Source organism: Geodermatophilus telluris, assembly GCF_900102745.1.
Taxonomy (GTDB): Bacteria; Actinomycetota; Actinomycetes; order Mycobacteriales; family Geodermatophilaceae; genus Geodermatophilus; species Geodermatophilus telluris.
The window spans coordinates 335,538-354,997 of sequence record NZ_FMZF01000004.1 but is presented as its reverse complement, the minus strand read 5'-3'; the positions used below and the strand labels follow the sequence as shown (position 1 = coordinate 354,997).

The 19,460-nt window shown below is 74.3% G+C and carries 16 protein-coding genes, 1 tRNA gene and 1 pseudogene; 14 read left to right on the top strand and 4 right to left on the bottom strand.

Annotation, left to right across the window (positions count from 1 at the left end; genetic code table 11):
• Window positions 1-39 precede the first annotated feature (39 nt).
• Entirely contained in the window at window positions 40-1,458 is a 1,419-nt protein-coding gene (locus BLQ97_RS14985) for a glycine--tRNA ligase (protein ID WP_091366794.1), read from the top strand.
• Between the two features lie 64 nt (window positions 1,459-1,522).
• Here the strand turns inward: BLQ97_RS14985 and BLQ97_RS14980 are convergent, their stop codons facing one another.
• A complete protein-coding gene (locus tag BLQ97_RS14980) occupies window positions 1,523-2,641 on the bottom strand; it encodes a glycosyltransferase family 9 protein (RefSeq protein ID WP_091366793.1) in 1,119 nt (372 codons plus the stop codon).
• Window positions 2,642-2,769: 128 nt separating this feature from the next.
• Between BLQ97_RS14980 and dusB the strand changes: the two genes are divergently transcribed.
• From dusB to BLQ97_RS14930, 10 genes are all read left to right on the top strand, one after another.
• Window positions 2,770-3,933, top strand: coding sequence for a tRNA dihydrouridine synthase DusB (dusB, locus tag BLQ97_RS14975; protein ID WP_091366792.1), 1,164 nt, complete (start codon window positions 2,770-2,772; stop codon window positions 3,931-3,933).
• Window positions 3,930-4,400, top strand: a complete 471-nt coding sequence (locus BLQ97_RS14970; protein WP_091366791.1) for an Rv0361 family membrane protein — start codon at window positions 3,930-3,932, stop codon at window positions 4,398-4,400. The genes dusB and BLQ97_RS14970 overlap by 4 nt, the downstream gene beginning before the upstream one ends.
• A gap of 114 nt (window positions 4,401-4,514) precedes the next feature.
• Window positions 4,515-4,844, top strand: a complete 330-nt coding sequence (locus BLQ97_RS14965; RefSeq protein ID WP_091366790.1) for a hypothetical protein — start codon at window positions 4,515-4,517, stop codon at window positions 4,842-4,844.
• Between the two features lie 109 nt (window positions 4,845-4,953).
• Complete coding sequence (gene dhaK, locus BLQ97_RS14960; RefSeq protein ID WP_091366789.1) at window positions 4,954-5,955, top strand: dihydroxyacetone kinase subunit DhaK; 1,002 nt, start codon at window positions 4,954-4,956, stop codon at window positions 5,953-5,955.
• Between the two features lie 3 nt (window positions 5,956-5,958).
• Entirely contained in the window at window positions 5,959-6,603 is a 645-nt protein-coding gene (gene dhaL, locus BLQ97_RS14955; protein WP_091366788.1) for a dihydroxyacetone kinase subunit DhaL, read from the top strand.
• On the top strand, window positions 6,600-9,101 hold the full coding sequence (gene ptsP / locus BLQ97_RS14950; RefSeq protein WP_217637209.1) for a phosphoenolpyruvate--protein phosphotransferase: 2,502 nt from the start codon (window positions 6,600-6,602) through the stop codon (window positions 9,099-9,101). The genes dhaL and ptsP overlap by 4 nt, the downstream gene beginning before the upstream one ends.
• A 119-nt stretch (window positions 9,102-9,220) precedes the next feature.
• A complete protein-coding gene (gene ppdK, locus BLQ97_RS14945; protein WP_091366787.1) occupies window positions 9,221-11,923 on the top strand; it encodes a pyruvate, phosphate dikinase in 2,703 nt (900 codons plus the stop codon).
• Between the two features lie 90 nt (window positions 11,924-12,013).
• The gene (locus BLQ97_RS14940) at window positions 12,014-12,640 is read left to right on the top strand and encodes a YdcF family protein (protein ID WP_091366786.1); all 627 of its coding nucleotides are present in this window, start codon (window positions 12,014-12,016) and stop codon (window positions 12,638-12,640) included.
• A 183-nt stretch (window positions 12,641-12,823) separates the two neighbouring features.
• Complete coding sequence (gene dnaG / locus BLQ97_RS23970; protein ID WP_091366785.1) at window positions 12,824-15,652, top strand: DNA primase; 2,829 nt, start codon at window positions 12,824-12,826, stop codon at window positions 15,650-15,652.
• Complete coding sequence (locus BLQ97_RS14930) at window positions 15,649-16,242, top strand: hypothetical protein (protein ID WP_091366784.1); 594 nt, start codon at window positions 15,649-15,651, stop codon at window positions 16,240-16,242. Before dnaG ends, BLQ97_RS14930 begins: the two co-directional genes overlap by 4 nt.
• A gap of 39 nt (window positions 16,243-16,281) precedes the next feature.
• On the opposite strand, the gene BLQ97_RS14925 is transcribed toward BLQ97_RS14930, so the two are convergent.
• Window positions 16,282-16,614 (bottom strand): hypothetical protein, encoded by a 333-nt coding sequence (locus BLQ97_RS14925; RefSeq protein WP_091366783.1) that lies wholly within the window; start codon window positions 16,612-16,614, stop codon window positions 16,282-16,284.
• 142 nt (window positions 16,615-16,756) lie between these two features.
• Here BLQ97_RS14925 and BLQ97_RS14920 point away from each other — a divergent pair.
• Window positions 16,757-16,829 (top strand) — tRNA-Asn (locus BLQ97_RS14920).
• Between the two features lie 199 nt (window positions 16,830-17,028).
• On the opposite strand, the gene BLQ97_RS14915 is transcribed toward BLQ97_RS14920, so the two are convergent.
• Window positions 17,029-17,256, bottom strand: coding sequence for a hypothetical protein (locus BLQ97_RS14915; RefSeq protein ID WP_091366782.1), 228 nt, complete (start codon window positions 17,254-17,256; stop codon window positions 17,029-17,031).
• Between the two features lie 62 nt (window positions 17,257-17,318).
• On the opposite strand from BLQ97_RS14915, the gene BLQ97_RS14910 reads away from it, so the two are divergent.
• Complete coding sequence (locus BLQ97_RS14910) at window positions 17,319-17,543, top strand: hypothetical protein (RefSeq protein ID WP_139173675.1); 225 nt, start codon at window positions 17,319-17,321, stop codon at window positions 17,541-17,543.
• 246 nt (window positions 17,544-17,789) lie between these two features.
• Window positions 17,790-17,957: pseudogene (locus tag BLQ97_RS23965) on the top strand (IS3 family transposase); the annotation flags it as partial.
• Window positions 17,958-18,142: 185 nt separating this feature from the next.
• Here BLQ97_RS23965 and BLQ97_RS14900 read toward each other — a convergent pair.
• Complete coding sequence (locus BLQ97_RS14900) at window positions 18,143-19,450, bottom strand: ApeA N-terminal domain 1-containing protein (protein WP_139173673.1); 1,308 nt, start codon at window positions 19,448-19,450, stop codon at window positions 18,143-18,145.
• Window positions 19,451-19,460: the final 10 nt, after the last annotated feature.

The window sequence follows — 19,460 nt, the reverse complement described above, 5'->3', positions numbered from 1 at the left end:
TCCACTCGCCGACCGCCAGCCGGATGGAGCCCCCAGCCCGTGAGCGCCAGCACCACCAGCACCTCGACCGCGACGCACGACCCCGCCCGCCTCGACAAGGTGGTCAACCTCTGCAAGCGCCGGGGGTTCGTCTTCCCCTCCGGCGAGATCTACGGCGGCACCCGCTCCGCCTGGGACTACGGGCCCCTGGGCGTCGAGCTCAAGGAGAACATCAAGCGGCAGTGGTGGCGCACCGTCGTGCAGCGCCGCGACGACGTCGTCGGCCTGGACTCCTCGGTGATCCTGCCCCGCCAGGTGTGGGTGGCCTCCGGTCACGTCGGCGTCTTCACCGACCCGCTCACCGAGTGCCAGAACTGCCACAAGCGCTTCCGGGCCGACCACCTCGAGGAGGACTTCGAGGCGAAGAAGGGCCGGCTGCCGGAGAACGGCCTGGCCGAGATCACCTGCCCGAACTGCGGCACGAAGGGCCAGTGGACCGAGCCGCGGGACTTCAACATGATGCTGAAGACCCACCTCGGCCCGGTCGAGGACGAGTCGGGGCTGCACTACCTGCGCCCGGAGACCGCGCAGGGCATCTTCGTCAACTTCGCCAACGTCATGGGTGCCGCGCGGCGCAAGCCGCCGTTCGGCATCGGCCAGATCGGCAAGTCCTTCCGCAACGAGATCACCCCGGGCAACTTCGTCTTCCGCACCCGCGAGTTCGAGCAGATGGAGATGGAGTTCTTCGTCGAGCCCGGCAGTGACGAGGAGTGGCACCAGTACTGGATCGACGAGCGCACCCGCTGGTACACCGACCTCGGCATCTCGCCGGACAACCTGCGGCACTTCGAGCACCCGAAGGAGAAGCTGTCGCACTACTCGAAGCGCACCGTCGACATCGAGTACCGCTTCGGCTTCCAGGGCTCGGAGTGGGGCGAGCTCGAGGGCATCGCCAACCGCACCGACTTCGACCTGTCCACGCACAGCGAGCACTCGGGCGCGGACCTGTCCTACTTCGACCAGGCCAGCAACACCCGCTGGACGCCGTACGTCATCGAGCCGGCCGCCGGCCTCACCCGCTCGCTGATGGCGTTCCTCATCGAGGCCTACACCGAGGACCAGGCGCCCAACGCCAAGGGCGGCGTCGACACCCGCACGGTGCTGCGGCTCGACCCGCGGCTGGCGCCGGTCAAGGCCGCCGTCCTGCCGCTGTCGCGCAACGCCGACCTCTCGCCCAAGGCCCGGGACCTGGCCGCGCAGCTGCGCCGCAACTGGAACGTCGACTTCGACGACGCGGGCGCCATCGGCCGCCGCTACCGCCGCCAGGACGAGGTCGGCACGCCGTTCTGCCTCACCGTCGACTTCGACACCCTCGAAGACCAGGCGGTGACCGTCCGGGAGCGCGACTCGATGAGCCAGGAGCGCGTCGCCCTGGACCAGGTCGAGCCCTACCTCGCCGCCCGCCTGCCCGGCTGCTGACCCGGGGCACATCCGCGGAAGTGCCCGGTGCACACCCGCGGAGGTGCCCGGGGGCGGTGCCGGGTCAGGCGGCCGGGGAGACGGCGGGGCCGCCGTCCTCGAGCAGGTCGAGGGCGGCGGCCAGCACCGTCTCCACCGGCACGTCGGCGACCAGCGAGGCGTCGTGCCCGCACCGCGACCGGCGCTGGTCGGTGCCGCAGACGGGGCAGTCGGTGCGCGAGGAGACGGCCACCCGGTGCCGCCGTCGGGTGAGCGGCCCGGCGTTGAGCAGGTTGCGCTCCAGGAAGACGCCGACCGTCGCCGTCCCCACCGCCCCGGCGAGGTGCCGCGGCCCCGAGTCGTCGGCGACCACCAGCCGGCAGCGGGCCAGCACGCCGGCCAGCCCGCCCAGGGTCAGCCGGCCGACGAGGTCCAGCAGCGGCGCCGACGACGCGGCGCGGATCGCGTCGGCCGCCCGCCGGTCGTCGGCGCCCGAGCCGACCAGCACCACCTGCGCGCCGTCGGCGGCCAGCGCGTCGGTGACCGCGGCGAAGCACGCCGGCGGCCACCGGCGCCGCGGGTCCTGGGCGCCGGGGTGCAGCGCGACGAGCGGTCCGGTCCCGGCGGGCAGGACGGCGTCGGCGGCCGCGACGTCGGCCGGCGTGAGGGCCAACCGGGGCTCGAGCCCCACCGGGACGGCGCCGACCAGTCCGGCCACCTCCAGACAGCGCAGCACCTCGTGCTGGTCGTGGGCGTAGGGCAGCCAGCGGTCCAGCGCCGGTGCGCCGGTGTCCCGGGCGCCGGCGGTCACCCGGGCGCCGAGCGCGGCCACCAGCGGGTTGGAGTTGCCGCCCCCGCCGTGCAGCTGCAGCGCCAGGTCGTAGCCCTCCCGCCGCTGAGCGGCGAGGAAGCGCCGCACCTCGGCGCCGTCGCGCGCGGCGCCCGGCTCGTCCCGCACGCCCGGCCACGGCGGGACGACGACCACCCGGTCCCACGGCCCCGGCCGCCCCTCCAGGAGCTGCGGATGCCACGGGGCGCCCAGGTAGGTGACCTCCGCGTCGGGGTAGGCCGCCCGCAGCGCGGCCAGCGCGGGCAGCGTCAGCACCAGGTCGCCGAGGAAGTTGGCCCGCAGCACGGCGATCCGCTCGACCTCCCGGACGAGCGCCCCGGTGGCCGCCGGCGGCGGGGGGAACGACCTCGGCACACGACCTCCTGGGCTCGGGTGGGCGGAGAACCGCACTGCCCACTCCGGGCGCGACCCATGCCCGGGGGCCTCCTGCCGCCCCCACGGGTGACCCCGGCCACGAGGTGCCGCGACCTACCCTGGACGTCGTGACCGCGACCCTCGAGCCGACGACGACGGCGCTGCCGCCGCTGCGGCTCGGGCCGCTGACGGTGGACCCCGCGGTGGTGCTCGCGCCGATGGCCGGCATCACCAACCCCGCGTTCCGGACGCTGTGCCGCGAGTTCGGCGCCGGCCTCTACGTCTGCGAGATGATCACCACGCGGGCGCTGGTCGAGCGCAACGAGAAGACGCTGCGGATGATCCGGGCCACGCCCGAGGAGGCGGCGGCCGGCTTCTCCGTGCAGCTCTACGGCGTCGACCCGGCCACCGTCGGGCGGGCCGTGGAGATGCTCGTCGACGAGGAGGTCGCCGGCGTGCGGCCCGCGCACGTCGACCTCAACTTCGGCTGCCCGGTGCCCAAGGTGACCCGCAAGGGCGGCGGCTCGGCCCTGCCGTGGCGGCGGGTGCTCTTCCGCGACATCGTGCGCGCCGCCGTGCGCGCGGCGCGGGACGTGCCGGTCACCGTCAAGACCCGCATCGGCATCGACGCCGACCACGTCACCTACCTCGACGCCGGCCGGATCGCCCGGGACGAGGGCGCCGCCGCGATCACCCTGCACGGGCGCACCGCCGACCAGCTGTACAGCGGCACCGCCGACTGGGCGCCGATAGCCCGGCTGGTGGAAGCCGTCGACCTCCCGGTGCTCGGCAACGGCGACGTCTGGGAGGCCGACGACGCGCTGCGCCTCGTCCGCGAGACCGGGTGCGCCGGCGTCGTCATCGGCCGCGGCTGCCTGGGCCGGCCGTGGCTGTTCGGCGACCTGGCCGCCGCCTTCGCCGGGGAGTCGCGGCGGGCGCTGCCGACGCTGCGCGAGGTGGCCGCGGTCATGCACCGGCACGCGCAGCTGCTGTCGGCCGAGCAGGGCGAGCTGCACGGCTGCACCGACTTCCGCAAGCACGTCGCCTGGTACCTCAAGGGCTTCGCGGTCGGCTCCGACGTCCGCCGGGCGCTGGCGATGGTCTCCTCGCTCGACGAGCTGGCCGGCCTGCTCGAGCGCATCCCCGACCAGCCCTACCCGACGGCGGTCCTCGGCGGCCCGCGCGGGCGGACGAGCAGCCCCCGGCCGGTGGCGCTGCCCGAGGGCTGGCTCGACGACCGCGACGACCCCCGCCCGCCGGCCGGCGCGGAGCTGGAGACGAGCGGCGGATGAGCGGCCCCTACCTCTACGACGACGGCCCCGAGGCGCTGCACACCGGCCGGCCGCGCTCCCGCAACGGGTTCATCGTCGCCCTCCTGGGCGGGACGGCGGCCGTCGCGGTGGCCGCCGTGGTGGCCCTGCCGCTGGTCAAGGGCTCCGCCGAGGAGCAGGCCCGAGAGGTGGTCGGCGTCTACCTGGCCGCCCTCGAGGCCGGGGACACCGAGACCGCCGGCGAGCTGCTGTGCGAGGCCGAGCGCGACCGCGCCACCGAGCAGGGGCTGGCGGCCGGCGAGCGGGCGCGGGAGTACGTGCCGTTCGGCACCGGCGAGGTGGTCGGCGTGCGGCCCGGCGAGCTCGACGGGCAGGACGCGCAGGAGGTGCGGGTGCGTTGGGACGACGGCGCCGACCGTGCCGAGACGACGCTGACCGTCGTCCTCGAGGACGGCCCGCGCGTCTGCGGGAGCTCGCCCGCGGGCTGAGCGCGGGGCTCCCTCCCGCGGCGCGACGGGATCCCTTCCCGGCCCGGGAGGCGGCTGCCACCATGTGCGCCGCCCGCCCGGAGGTCCAGCGGGGCCAGCCCGAGAGGAACCACCTTGTCGCAGCCGCCCTACCAGCCCGCGCCGTACGCCCCGCCCGGGCCGTACGCCCCCCTCCCGTCGGTGCCGGCCCCGCCCGCGCCCCGCCCCGCGGCCGCCGGTCCCGCCGTGCCGCCGCCCGCCGCACCCACCCAGGTCGGCTACCCCGGCCAGGTCCAGCTGCCGCCGCAGCCGCGGTACGCACCGCCGGGCGCGCTGGCCAGCGGGTTCCCGGACTACCGCTCCCCGGCGCCCTCGCCGGTCAACCGCACCGGCCTCTACGTCGGCACCCTGGTCTGCCTGCTGACGATCCTCTTCGCCGTCGTCGGGTTCGCCCTCGTCGCCTGAGCGGGCCCGGGGCCGGGAGCCGGCGCCGGGACGGGTGCGCGGAGCGGGCGTGCTGGTGTCCACTGCCACCAGCACGTCCCCGACCCCGACCCGGCGAGGAGCCGCAGCCATGAAGAAGCTGATCAACGACCCCGCGGACGTCGTGCCCGAGGCGCTCGCCGGCATCGAGGCCGCGCACCCCGACCTGCGGGTGGACCACGCGAACAAGGTCGTGTACCGGGCGGACGCGCCCCGGTCGGGCAAGGTCGGCCTGGTGTCCGGCGGCGGCTCGGGGCACGAGCCGATGCACGGCGGCTTCGTCGGCCTCGGCATGCTCGACGCGGCGTGCGCCGGCGAGGTGTTCACCTCGCCCGTGCCCGACCAGGTGCTGGCCGCGACCCGGCTCGTCGACGGCGGTGCCGGCGTCCTGCACGTGGTGAAGAACTACACCGGCGACGTGATGAACTTCGAGATGGCCGCCGAGCTCGCGGAGGCCGAGACCGGCGCGCGCGTGGTGTCGGTGGTGACCGACGACGACGTCGCCGTGCAGGACAGCACCTGGACGGCCGGCCGCCGCGGGGTGGGCGTGACCGTGCTGCTGGAGAAGATCGCCGGCGCGGCCGCCGAGCAGGGCCGGTCCCTCGACGAGGTCGCCGACGTGGCGCGCCGGGTGAACGCCGGCGGGCGCAGCATGGGCCTGGCGCTGACCAGCTGCACGGTGCCGGCCGTGGGCCACCCGACGTTCGAGCTGGGCGAGGGCGAGATGGAGCTCGGCGTCGGCATCCACGGCGAGCCGGGACGCGAGCGCGTGCCGCTGGCGCCCGCGCGCGACATCGCGGCGATGCTCGTCGAGCCGGTCCTGTCCGACCTGCCCTTCGACCGCGGCGACCGGGTGCTCTGCTTCCTCAACGGGCTCGGCGGCACCCCGCTCATCGAGCTGTACGTGCTCTACAACGAGGTGCACCGCATCCTCACCGGCTCCGGTCTCGACGTCGCCCGGTCTCTCGTGGGGTCCTACATGACCTCGCTGGACATGGCCGGCACCTCCGTGACGCTGCTGCGGGTCGACGACGAGCTCCTGTCGCTGTGGGACGCCCCCGTGCGCACGCCCGCGCTGCGGTGGGGGGTCTGAGCCGTGGAGCAGGTGTCGGCCGACGACCTCCTCGCCTGGATCCGGGAGTTCGCCCGGCTGGTGGCGGAGAACCGGGACGCGCTCACCGAGCTCGACGCGGCCATCGGCGACGGCGACCACGGCGCCAACATGCACCGCGGCACGACGGCGGTCCTCGCCGCCGTCGACGGTGCCGCCCCCGCCGCGCCCGGGGCGCTGGTGAAGAAGGTCGGCACGACCCTGGTCTCCACGGTCGGCGGAGCCAGCGGGCCGCTCTACGGCACCTTCTTCCTCCGCCTCGGCACGGCACTCGGGGACGCGGCGACCGCGTCCCCCGCCGACGTCGCCGCCGCGCTGCGCGCCGGCGTGGAGGGCGTCGTCGCCCGCGGGCGCGCCGAGGCGGGGGACAAGACGATGGTCGACGCCCTGCTCCCGGCGGTCACCGCCTGCGAGGAGGCGCTGGCCGCGGGCCGGACGTGGGCGGAGGCCCTCGCGGCGGCCGCGGAGGCGGCCGCCGCGGGCCGGGACGCCACCACGCCGATGGTCGCCCGCAAGGGCCGGGCCAGCTACCTCGGCGAGCGCAGCGCCGGCCACCCGGACCCCGGTGCCACGAGCGCCGCCCTCCTCCTGGCCGCGGCCGCGGGGACCCTCGCCGGCGGGAGCCGGTGAGCGCACCGGGCGCCGCCGGCCGGTCCCGCGTGGGGATCGTCGTGGTGTCGCACAGCCGGGCGCTGGCCGAGGCCGCGGTCGGGCTGGCCGCGGAGATGGTCCCCGGGCAGGCGGTGCGCGTCGCGGTGGCCGCCGGGCTGGACGAGACGACGTTCGGCACCGACGCCGTCCGGATCGCCGCCGCGGTGGAGGAGGTGGACGACGGCGACGGCGTCGTGGTCCTCCTCGACGTGGGCAGCGCCCTGCTCAGCGCGGAGATGGCGCTGGAGATGGTGGCCGACGACGTGCGCGAGCGCGTCGTCCTCTCGCCGGCGCCGCTGGTGGAGGGGCTGCTGGTGGCCACGGTCACCGCGGCCGGCGGCGCCGACCGCGCGGAGGTCGCCGCGGAGGCCCGGGCCGCGCTGCTCGCGAAGGAGTCGCACCTGGGCAGCGCGCCGGCCACCGCGCCGGTCACCGCGCCCGCCGGGGAGCCGGGGCCCGCCGCGGACGGGTTCCTGACCGGGTCCTTCGTGGTGGCCAACGCGCACGGCCTGCACGCCCGCCCCGCGGCCCGGCTGGTCGCCGAGGTGCGCCGGCTCGACGCCGACGTCACGGTGCGCGACCTGACCACCGGCACCGGCCCCGTGCCGGCCGGCAGCCTGAGCCGGGTGGCCACCCTCGGCGCGCTGCGCGGCCACGAGGTCGAGGTCGCCGCGCGCGGCCCGGCGGCCCGCGAGGCCGTGGACCGGGTGCTGGCGCTGGCGGCCCGCTCCTTCGACGACGACGACGACGACGAGGCGCCCGGCGCTGTGGAGGAGCAGCCGGGCCCGGCCGGGACGGCGCCGTCGCCCGGACCGCTGCCGGCCTCGCCCGGCATCGCGGTCGGCCCCGCCGTCCACCTGCCGGCGGTCCCCGTCCCGGTCGACGAGCGCCCCGCCGGGCCACCGGAGCACGAGGAGCGCCGGCTGGCCGACGCCCTCGCCGCGGTGCGCCGGGACGTCGCGCGGGCCCGCGACCGCGCCGGCCCCGGGCAGGCCGGCGTCTTCGCGGCGCACCTGCTGCTGCTCGACGACGCCGAGCTGACCGGCGCGGCCCGGGCGGGGACCGGGGCCGGGGCGCCGGCCGCCGGCGCGTGGGCGCGGGCGGTGGCCGACCTGGAGGCGACGTGGGCGGCGCTGCCCGACCCCTACCTGCGGGCACGGGCCGCCGACGTGCGCGCCGTGGGGGACCAGGTGCTCCGCGCCCTCGCCGGCGAGGCCCCGGAGCCGGGCGTCGACGTCGACGGCGTGCTGGTCGCCGACGACCTCACCCCCGCCCGGGCCGGCGCGCTCGACCCGCGGCGGGTGGCCGGCGTCGCGCTGGCCGGCGGCAGCCCCACGTCGCACGCCGCGATCCTGGTGCGCGCGCTCGGCATCCCCGCCGTCGTCGCCGCCGGGGCCGGCCTCCTCGACGTCGCCGACGGCACCCCGCTGGTGGTCGACGGCACGGAGGGCCGCGTGCTCGTCGACCCGCCGGCCGCCGTCGTGGCGGAGTACCGCGCCCGCCGGCGGGAGCTGGCCGACCGGCACGCCCGGGACACCGCCGAGGCAGCCCGCGAGGCACTCACCCGCGACGGCCGGCGCGTGACGGTGAGCGCGAACGTCGGGTCGGTGGCCGACGCCCGGGCCGCCGCCGCGACCGGCGCCGACGGCGTGGGCCTCCTGCGCACCGAGGTCCTCTTCCTCGACCGCGACCGGCCCCCCACCGCCGAGGAGCAGGAGCAGGAGTACCGGGCGGTGCTCGACGCGCTCGCCGGACGCCCGGTGGCCATCCGCACGCTCGACGTCGGCGGGGACAAGCCGCTGCGCTACTGGCCGCAGCCGGCGGAGACCGACCCCTTCCTCGGCGTCCGCGGCGTGCGCCTGTCGCTCACCCGGCCGGACCTGCTGCGCACCCAGCTCGCCGCCGTCTGCCGGGCCGCGCGGCACGGGCCGGTGCGGCTGCTGGTCCCGATGGTCACCGTGGTCGAGGAGGTCCTCGCGGTGCGCCGGCTGCTCGCCGAGGCCGCCGCCCCCGGCCCGGTGCCGGCCGGGCTGCAGGTCGGCGTCATGGTGGAGGTGCCGGCGGTCGCGCTGGACGTCGAGGCGTTCCTGCCGCACGTCGACGTCCTGAGCATCGGCACCAACGACCTCACCCAGTACACGCTCGCCGCCGCCCGCGGCCACCCGGCCCTCGCCGCCCTCGCCGACCCCCTCCACCCGGCCGTGCTGCGCCTGGTCGGGGAGACGGCGTCCCGCGCGGCCGGCCGGGCCGCGGTGTCGGTGTGCGGGGAGGTGGCCGCCGACCCCGCGGCCGTCCCGGTGCTGGTCGGCCTCGGCGTGCGGGAGCTCAGCGTCGCGCCGTCGGCGGTCGCCGGCGTCAAGGCCGCCGTCCGGCAGCTGGACACCGGCGCGTGCGCCGAGCTGGCGCGGCGGTGCCTGGCCGCGACCGGCGCGGCGGAGGTCCGGGCGCTGCTGCGCGCCGCCGCCCCGGACGCGTGACGGGCTGGCGTGTCCTCCGCCCGTGGGCCACCATCACAGTCCTGCTCCGAGCGGACGTCTGAGACGTCTGTGCACACCGTCGTGATCGGAGCCCCGACGGACGAGCGCGGAGGTGCACGGTGGGCAGTGGGACGACCTGGGTCTACGACTTCAGCGAGGGCAGCAAGGAGCAGAAGGACCTGCTCGGCGGCAAGGGCGCCAACCTCGCCGAGATGACCAACCTGGGCCTGCCGGTGCCGCCCGGGTTCACCATCACCACCGACGCCTGCCGCTTCTACCTCGAACACGGCGGCACCCCGCCCGACCTCGCCGACCAGGTGACCGAGCACCTCACGGCGCTGGAGAAGGCGATGGGCAAGACGCTCGGCGACCCCTCCGACCCGCTCCTGGTGTCAGTGCGCTCGGGGGCGGCGGCGTCCATGCCCGGGATGATGGAGACCGTCCTCAACGTCGGCCTCAACGACGAGTCGGTGCAGGGCCTGGCCGCGCAGTCGGGCAGCGACCGGTTCGCCTGGGACTCCTACCGCCGGCTCATCCAGATGTTCGGCAAGACCGTGCTCGACATCGACGGGGAGCACTTCGAGCACGCCCTCGACGAGGCCAAGCGCGAGCAGGGCACCGACCTCGACCTCGACCTCGACGCCGAGCACCTGCGCGACGTCGTCGACCGGTTCAAGGCGATCGTGCGCGAGCACACCGACCGGGACTTCCCGCAGGACCCGCGCGAGCAGATGGACCTGGCGATCAACGCCGTCTTCGACTCGTGGAACTCCCCGCGCGCGATCCTCTACCGTCGCCGCGAGCGCATCCCCAGCGACGCCGGCACCGCCGTGAACGTCTGCTCGATGGTCTTCGGCAACCTCGGGCCCGACTCCGGCACCGGCGTGGCCTTCACCCGCGACCCGGGCAGCGGCGAGCAGGGCGTCTACGGCGACTACCTGCAGAACGCCCAGGGCGAGGACGTCGTCGCCGGCATCCGCAACACCGTGCCGCTGACCGAGCTCGAGCGCATCGACGCCGGCGCCTACGGCGAGCTCATGGAGATCATGAGCACCCTGGAGTCGCACTACCGCGACCTGTGCGACATCGAGTTCACCGTCGAGCGCGGCAAGCTGTGGATGCTGCAGACCCGCGTGGGCAAGCGGACGGCGGCCGCGGCCTTCCGCATCGCCACCCAGCTCGTCGACGAGGGCCTCATCGACACCGACGAGGCGGTCCGGCGGGTCACCGGCGACCAGTTGGCCCAGCTGATGTTCCCGCGGTTCGTCTCCGGCGGGGACGCCACCCAGCTCACCCAGGGCATGAACGCCTCGCCCGGCGCCGCCGTCGGCAAGGCGGTGTTCAGCTCGGAGACCGCCGTCCAGTGGGCCGACCGGGGGGAGAAGGTGGTGCTGGTCCGGCGGGAGACCAACCCCGACGACCTGTCCGGGATGATCGCCGCCGAGGGCGTGCTCACCAGCCGCGGCGGCAAGACCTCGCACGCCGCCGTCGTCGCCCGGGGCATGGGCAAGACCTGCGTCTGCGGCGCCGAGGAGCTGCAGGTCGACACGAAGAACCGGCGCTTCACCGCGCCCGGCGGCGTCACCGTCGAGGAGGGCGAGGTCATCTCCATCGACGGGTCCACCGGCCGGGTGTGGCTGGGGGAGGTGCCGGTCGAGCCGTCGGCCGTCGTCCGCTACTTCGAGGGCGAGATCGATCCGGACTCCGCCGAGACCGACGACCTGGTGCGCAGCGTGCACCGGGTCCTCGCCCACGCCGACGGCGCGCGGCGGCTGGACGTGCGCACCAACGCCGACACCCCCGAGGACTCCGCCCGTGCCCGGCGCTTCGGCGCCCGCGGCATCGGCCTGTGCCGCACCGAGCACATGTTCCTCGGCGACCGGCGGCAGCTGGTGGAGAAGCTGATCCTCGCCGAGACCGACGAGGACAAGCAGGCCGCGCTCGACGCGCTCGCCCCGCTGCAGGAGCAGGACTTCGTCGAGATCTTCGAGGCGATGGACGGGCTGCCGGTGACCGTGCGGCTGCTCGACCCGCCGCTGCACGAGTTCCTGCCCGACCTCACCGACCTGTCGGTGCGGGTGGCCGTGGCCGAGGCCCAGGGGCACCCCGACGAGGCCAACCTGCGGCTGCTGGCCGCCGTCCGCCGGCTGCACGAGCAGAACCCGATGCTGGGCCTGCGCGGCGTGCGGCTGGGCCTGGTGGTCAAGGGGCTGTTCGCCATGCAGGTGCGCGCCATCGCCCAGGCGGCGTGCGCGCGCAAGCGCGCCGGCGGCGACCCGCGGCCGGAGATCATGATCCCGCTGGTCGGGGCGGTGCAGGAGCTCGAGGCCATCCGCGAGGAGTCCGAGCAGGTGCTCGCGGCGGTGTTCGAGGAGTGCGGCGTCGAGCTCGACGTGCTGATCGGCACGATGATCGAGGTGCCGCGGGCCGCGCTCACCGCCGCCGAGATCGCCCACTCGGCCGAGTTCTTCTCCTTCGGCACCAACGACCTCACCCAGATGACCTGGGGCTTCTCCCGCGACGACGTCGAGGCCGCGTTCTTCCACGCCTACCTGGACAAGGGCATCTTCGGCGTCTCGCCGTTCGAGTCGCTGGACCGGCCCGGCGTCGGCCGGCTGGTCGAGATCGGCGTGGAGAACGGCCGGTCGGCGCGGCCGGACCTCAAGCTCGGCGTCTGCGGCGAGCACGGCGGCGACCCCGACTCGGTGCACTTCTTCCACGAGGTGGGACTGGACTACGTGTCCTGCTCGCCGTTCCGGGTGCCGGTGGCCCGCCTGGAGGCGGGCCGGGCGGCCCTCGGCGGGGACCGCGCCGGGTCCTGAGCACGGGGCTCCCCGCCCGCCGGGGAGCCCCACGCGCCACGCCCGTCCCGCCAACCACGGACGGCGCCGGCCCCGTGTCATCCTCGATCGGTGACGTGGGCGGGGGCGCTGGTGACTCGGGTGTTCGGTGCCGTCGTCCTCGCCGTGCTGCTGCTGGTGACCTCGACCGCCGCGGCCATCTGGTGGACCGCGCGGCACGACGCCCGGCCGCAGTCCGACGCGATCGTGGTGCTCGGGTCGGCGCAGTACAACGGCGTCCCGTCGTCGATCTTCGCGGCGCGGCTGGAGCACGCGCTGTCGCTGTGGGAGGACGGCGTCGCCCCCGTGGTGGTGACCGTCGGCGGCAAGGCGGCCGGCGACCAGTTCACCGAGGCCGACGCCGGCCGCGCCTACCTGGAGGACGCCGGCATCCCGGCCGACTCGCTGCTCGCCGTGCCCGAGGGCGTGGACACGCTGGAGAGCATGCGGGCGGTGGGCACGGCCTACGCCGAGCGGGGCTGGACCACCGCCGTCCTGGTCACCGACCCCTGGCACGCCATGCGCGCCGAGCGGATGGCCGAGGACGCCGGCATGGAGGTGACCAGCTCGCCCACCCGCCAGGGGCCGGCCGTGCAGACGCGCACCACGCAGTTCCGCTACATCCTGCGGGAGACCGCGGCCTACCTGCTCTACCGCGCGACCGGCGAGAGCGTGGCGGGTGCCCCCGGGATCGGCTGACCCGCCCGCCCGCACCTCGCGGTGCAGTGCCCGACCTCACCGCGCAGCGCGAGGTCGGGCACCGCACCGCGAGGACGGCGGGCACCCGGGTGGGGACGGCCGCCGCCCGCGTCCACCCCGCGGGGGATGATCGGGGCGGGACGCGCACCGGCGTCCTGAGCAGCAGCACGACGGAGGGGGCCCATGGCCGGCCGGGGACGCATCCGAGCGGCGGACATCGCGCTGGTGCGCGAGCGCAGCCGGATCGACGAGGTGGTCGGCGAGCACCTGCAGCTCAAGCGCGCCGGGGGCGGCAGCCTCAAGGGCCTGTGCCCGTTCCACGACGAGAAGTCGCCGTCGTTCCACGTCACCCCGGCGCGGAACCTCTTCCACTGCCTGGCGGGGGAGACCGGCGTCCTGACGGAGGACGGTGTGGTCCCGATCGCCGAGCTGGCGGGACGGACCGTCCGGGTGCTGAACGGCGACGGCGGCTGGGTGGAGGCCCCCTTCCGCTCCTACGGCGTCCAGCGGCTCATGCGGGTCGTCCTGTCCCGCAACGGCCGGGAGAAGGTGCTCTTCGCCACCGACGAGCACCGGTGGTTCGTCCCGTCGGGGAAACTGCGGCAGGACCGCCGCGAGAAGCTGACCAGGGACCTGCGGCCCGGTGACCAGCTGTCGGCCTCGTTCCCGATGAGCCGGGTGCTCAACCCGGCCACCCGGCCGTCTCCCTTCGGCATCGCACGCGGACTGGTCTACGGCGACGGCACCCGCTCCGGAGCAGGCTCGATCGCGGTCCTCTTCGGGGAGAAGGACGCCGAGCTGGCCGGCTTCTTCGATGGGTGCCGCAGCTGGTCCGAGGAGCGGGGGACGCGCTACTACGGCCTGCCGGCCTACTTCAAGGACGAGCGCCCGCACCTCGACGAGGACACGTCCTACCTGCTCGGTTGGCTGGCCGGCTACTTCGCGGCCGACGGCTGCGTGGCCGACGACGGTGATGCCGTCCTGAACTCCGCGCGTGTCGACGACCTCGAGTACGTCCGGACGCTGTGCACCCGACTCGGCATCGGGACCTACGGCGTCGCCAAGCAGACCCGGCTCGGCATCGACGGCGTCATGAGCGACGTCTTCAACGTCCGCTTCATGACCAAGGGCCTGCCCGACTCGTTCTTCCTCCTCGCGCACCACCGCGACCGGATCCTGAGCAACCGGAAGAAGTACGAGCGCAAGCGCTGGGTGGTCCGATCGGTCGAGTGGAGCGACCGCGTCGAGGAGGTCTACTGCGCCGAGGTGCCCGGCACGCACGCCTTCACGCTCGAGGACAACGTCCTCACCGGCAACTGCTTCGGTTGCGGGGCGGGCGGCGACGTCATCAGCTTCGTGCAGCAGATCGACCACCTGAGCTTCACCGAGGCCGTCGAGCGGCTGGCCGGGCGCGCCAACATCGACCTGAAGTACGAGGACGACGGCGGCCGGCCCACCGGGGCGCCCGACCGCGCGCAGGCCGGGCAGCGCGCCCGGCTGGTCGCGGCCAACACCGCGGCCGCGGAGTTCTACGCCGAGCAGCTGCGCAGTCCCGAGGCGGCGCCCGCGCGGCAGTTCCTCGCCGACCGGGGGTTCGACCGGCAGGTCGCCGTCGACTTCGGCTGCGGGTTCGCCCCCGGCGGCTGGGACGGGCTGACCCGCCACCTGCGCGGCAGGGGCTACAGCCAGCAGGAGCTGGTGACGGCGGGGCTGGCCAAGGAGTCCTCGCGCGGCACGCTCATCGACCGTTTCCACCGCCGGCTGGTCTGGCCGATCCGCGACATCACCGGCGACGTCATCGGCTTCGGCGCCCGCAAGCTGGCGGACGACGACCCCGGCCCGAAGTACCTCAACACCCCCGAGACGCCGCTGTACAAGAAGAGCAGCGTCCTCTACGGCATCGAGCGGGCCAAGCGGGACATCGCCCGGCGCCACCAGGCCGTCGTCGTCGAGGGCTACACCGACGTCATGGCCTGCCACCTCGCCGGGGTGACCACGGCGGTCGCCTCCTGCGGCACCGCGTTCGGCCCCGAGCACATCGGCGTACTGCGGCGGCTGCTCATGGACCAGGACGAGTTCCGCGGGGAGGTCGTCTACACCTTCGACGGCGACGCCGCGGGGCAGGCCGCCGCGATGAAGACGTTCAAGGAGGACCAGCGCTTCGTCGCGCAGACGTTCGTCGCGGTCGAGCCCGACGGCCGCGACCCCTGCGAGCTGCGGCAGGCGCACGGCGACGCCGCCGTCCGCGACCTGGTGGCCCGGCGGACGCCGCTGATCGAGTTCGTCCTGCGCACGACCCTGGCCGAGTACGACCTCGACACCGTCGAGGGCCGGGTGGCCGCGCTGGACCGGACGGCGCCGCTGCTGGCGCAGGTCAAGGACCACGCGCTGGTCCCCGCGTACGCCCGCCGGCTGGCCGGCCTGATCGGCGACACCGACGAGGGCGAGGTGCTCGAGCGGATCCGGCGGATCACCGGCGGGGAGGTGGCCTCGTCCCGCTCGCGGCCGCGGGTGCCGAAGCGGACGCCGGACGACGCCGCGGTGGCCGTGGAGCGGGAGGCGGTCAAGGCCGCGCTGCAGGTGCCCGAGGTCGCCGGGCCGTCGTTCGACGCCGTCCCGCCGGAGGCCTACACCGATGCCGACTACGCGGCGGTCGCCGCGGCGGTGGCCGGCGCCGGGGGAGCGGCGGCGGCGACCGTCACCGGGCCGGAGTGGCTCGACCAGGTGGCCGCGCACTGCGAGCGGGAGACGGCGCGGGCGATGCTGACCGCGCTCGCCGTCGAGCCGCTGCGCTCGGTGGGCGAGGCCGACGCCGGCTACGTGACGGCGGTGCTGGCCCGGCTGGAGGAGATGCACACCAACCGCCAGGTGGCGGGCATCAAGGGCAAGTTGCAGCGGATGAACCCGGTCGAGCAGGGCGACGAGTACATGCGCCTCTTCACCCGGCTGATGGAGCTCGAGCAGCGGGCCATCTCGCTGCGCAAGCGGGCGATCGGCGGGCTGGCCGAGTGAACCTCGCCGCGGCGCTGCGCCGCCGGTTCACCCGCCCGCCGGAGCCGGTGCGCGCCGTCGTCGACGCCGCGCAGCGCTCGGGTACCGACCCCGACGAGCGGGTGCTGGCCTGGGGCGAGCTGGTGCGGGGGCAGGGTTGGCTGGTGGCCACCAGCCGCGGGCTGCGCGTGGTGCCCGCCGACCTCCCGCTTGCCGAGGCGGGGGAGGTCGGCGTGCTGCGCTGGCACGAGGTCGGGGCGGCGCGCTGGACGGCCACCCACGACGGCGGCGGCAGCTTCGCGGTGACCGCGCTGGCCGAGGTCGAGCCGGGCGTGCAGGCCCGCGAGCCGGTGCAGCGGCACGCCCTCGCCGACGCCGGTGACCTGCCCGCGGTGGTGCGCCGCCGGGTCGACGACACGGTGGTCGCCAGCCAGCGCTCGCCACTACCCAACGGTGGCGGGGTGCTGCTCGTGGCGCGCCGGGTGCCCGGGCAGGCGGCGCGGGAGTGGACGGTCGTCTTCGACGACGACGCCCACCGCAGCGACCCGGAGGCGCGCGAGGTGGCCCGCCGCAAGCTCGCCGAGGCGGTCTCGGCCGACCAGCCTGACTGAGGCCGCCCCGGCGGCCCCGGTCCGGCAGCGGTCAGGGGGTCAGGCGACCGGCGGCGGGTCGACCGGCAGTGCGGTGACGTCGGGCGAGCTGGTGGCCGTGGCGGGCGGCGTCGTGGTGGTGCCGGTGCTGCGGCCGGTGGCGCTGCCCGCGGTGGCGCTGCCCGTGGGCTCGGCATCGCGGCCCATCTTGGCCTTGACCGAGCTGACGACGTCGTCGGCGCGCGCCTGGGCCATGCCGGCCAGGCCCTGCAGCTGCGGGTTGTCCTTGGCGTCGGACCACAGTCCGCGGATCTGCTCGTAGCGCTCGCGGCCGGCCCGCGCGCCGAGCACGTAGCCGGCGCCGAGGCCGACGAGGAAGGAGAACTTGGCCACGGGGGACCTCCGGGGGTTCGAAGCGGACACCGACCGGGTGATCACGCTACGGCGGCACCGGACCGTCCGCGACGCGAGAGCCTCCGTGGGGCGCCCGGAGCCGTGGGGTACTCTCGACGGGCGCGCGGCTCGCAGCCGCCCGTCCCCCGTAGCTCAATTGGCAGAGCATGCGACTGTTAATCGCAGGGTTATTGGTTCGAGTCCAATCGGGGGAGCAACACTCCAGGTCAGCGGCCTGACGCGGTCGTGAACCCGGGCCCCACGACCAATTTACGACCAACAAACGAGCGGACCGCCCACCTCCGGTGAGGGCATCCTCTGTGCGGGCGGGGATCGTCGAGCGGGTCGGCGACGAGGACGTGCCGGCGCCGCGGCGATCGACATCCCCGAACTGTGCATCGGGCGCGGAGCGCCTCACCGCGCCCTGAGGCGGACGCGCTCGGGCGGCACACTCGTGAGGTGACGGCCCCAGCCGTAGTCGTGCAGCTGCCGCCAGGTGACCGCGGCGCGCCAGCCGAACCCGTCATCACACAAGCCCCACGCCGTCTGCTCCCCGGACCACCACCGGCCGTCGTTCTCCACCTCGACGTCCCGCGGCGGGTCGAAGCGGCGCTCGTCCAGCAGGCGGACAAGGATCGTCACTCGGACGGTGTAGCCGCCGCCGCGGACCCGCCACGCCCACCGACCCCCTGGTGTGACATCACGTGACCGAACCGTGCCGGCCGGACCGCGGCACGGGGACGATGCGCACCGTGGCCTACCAGGCGTCGACGTCGCTGCCCCACGACAACCTCGAGCGGGCGACCGCGGGGCTGCGGGCCGAACTCCGCCATCGTGTGCTCGACGCCGGCGACCCGGGCTTGCCGGACTGGTCGACACTGGCCGTGACCGGCCCCGAAATTGCCGCCGACGAGCACGGCCGGCCCTAGTTCACCTGGACCGCCTCGGTGACGACCCGCCCGCTGCGCGCTTGATCTTGCGGCTGAAGGCGGGTCACCCTAGGCAGACGGCCCAACCGTCGCACGGCGCCACGATCCGCAGCTCGGCGCTGAGCTGTTCCGCGCCCCCTTCACTCGTCGGTGTCGCTGGCCGGTCTTCGTGGAGCTAGCCGGGGTCGCCCACCGGCTATCGCTGGCGCCTTGACGATGTCACTAAGGGCGGCTTCAGGGACACCGAGGCGGAACGTCCTCGACCGCCACCGTTGGACCACCCGCGAGCAACTACGGCTGGCAATCGTCATCTGGATCGGGAAGACCGACCACCGCCGCCAGCGCCAAGACGCCCTCGGCCGCATGACCCCCATCGAGTTGGAGACACTGACCCAGACCGCTCTCGCGGCCTGACCGCCCCTACCCACCAGAGTCAACTGAAGTCTGGGCAGTCCTGTGGCTGGGCTACCACTCCATCGCCTTCACAGACGCCGTCTACGCCCACGTCGCCAAGGAGCCCGACCACACCGCCGCCATCGAACGGACGCGTCGCGCACGCGGCGTGTAGATGAGAGACACGGGCGGCCGAGCACAGCGGGTCACCTAGTGAAGAGGTGCGACATTCGGTCGCGCGGTAGATCGAGCAGACGCAAGACATGCGCAACACCGAGCGCGGCCAGAGCTCGACCGACGGGTCGCAGGGTCGTAGCCGGAACGTTGCCCGCGCCGTGTGAGATCTGATTGCGATACAGAGGAACGTCACCGGGAATCAGGTCGAGGTTCACTATGCTCAACACATCGTCCGCGACGTCATCGCGCAGCTCTTTCAGACGATCGCGCAAGCTGTAGCGGCCGTTCATGTCCAGCCATCGGTGCAGGAACGCGCGTCGCTTCTTGCTGAGTCCGAGCTGTTTCACGTCTTTTAGAATGCTGTCCCGCTCTTCTTTGTGCTTCGCGGAATACTGTGACCCTTCCCCGTATGTCTCGGTGTGGAGACCCTCTAAGGCCTGGACTGTCAGCAGGAACCCGGATCGAGAGTCGGTCGGCTCCGTAACACCTCGAATCAACGGTTCGATGAAGTTGGGATGCGCGGCTCGCAGCTTCTCCCAACGCTCTACCAGCTCCAAGGGACTATAGGGCAGTGCGCTGAATACAAAGAGCGACCGACCGTCCTTATCGCGGTCGATGGTCGGCGCATACGGCGACTGTGCGATCTCTCGGGAGAAAACCTGGACGCTACCGAACTTCGTGCCGTCATCTTCGTGATCGAGCTCCAACCAACTGACGGTCTGCTGTTCTAGAGTCCCGAGTGTGACGAGTTCGCGCAGGGGAAGGACATGATCTGCGATCCAACCCAGAGCAGTCGGCCGGCTTGCGTCCCGGATTTCGAACACAGGAGCAGTGCGCACACCGAATCTGTAGTAGTCGAGATTGTGCGCTGACAGCCAATAGCGGCATCGGAGTTCAACATCGTCCCGCTGGTAGGACCTGTTCGCATCCACGTCGATCGTTGCTTTGTATTCAACCGTCCCCTGTGGAGGCAGCGACCTAGGCCCGGAGGTCTCTTTGACCGGCGTAGCACCGAAGATCCGGTGCCCGCCGGTGATCTGCAGACTTACCTCTGGGAACGTTGATTCAGGGTCCTGCTCCAGCCCGTGCCCCACGACCGCAGCCTCGGCCCGTACGAGTGAGCGACCTGGGAACCACATCTCCACAGACGCGTTCAGGAGAAGGGGCTGATAACCAACGCGCAAGTCGCACGCCAGGACGGAGAAGTGCTGCGGAGGCTGCGGGAAGGATGTGGCCTTCTCCAGGCCGGGTGGCGTCCCGAACACCTCGCCATGGGGACTCTTAGATGGTTCGAGTTCGAGTTGCCCAGCCTGCCGGTCACCGTTCGGATAGATCACCGTGCACGGG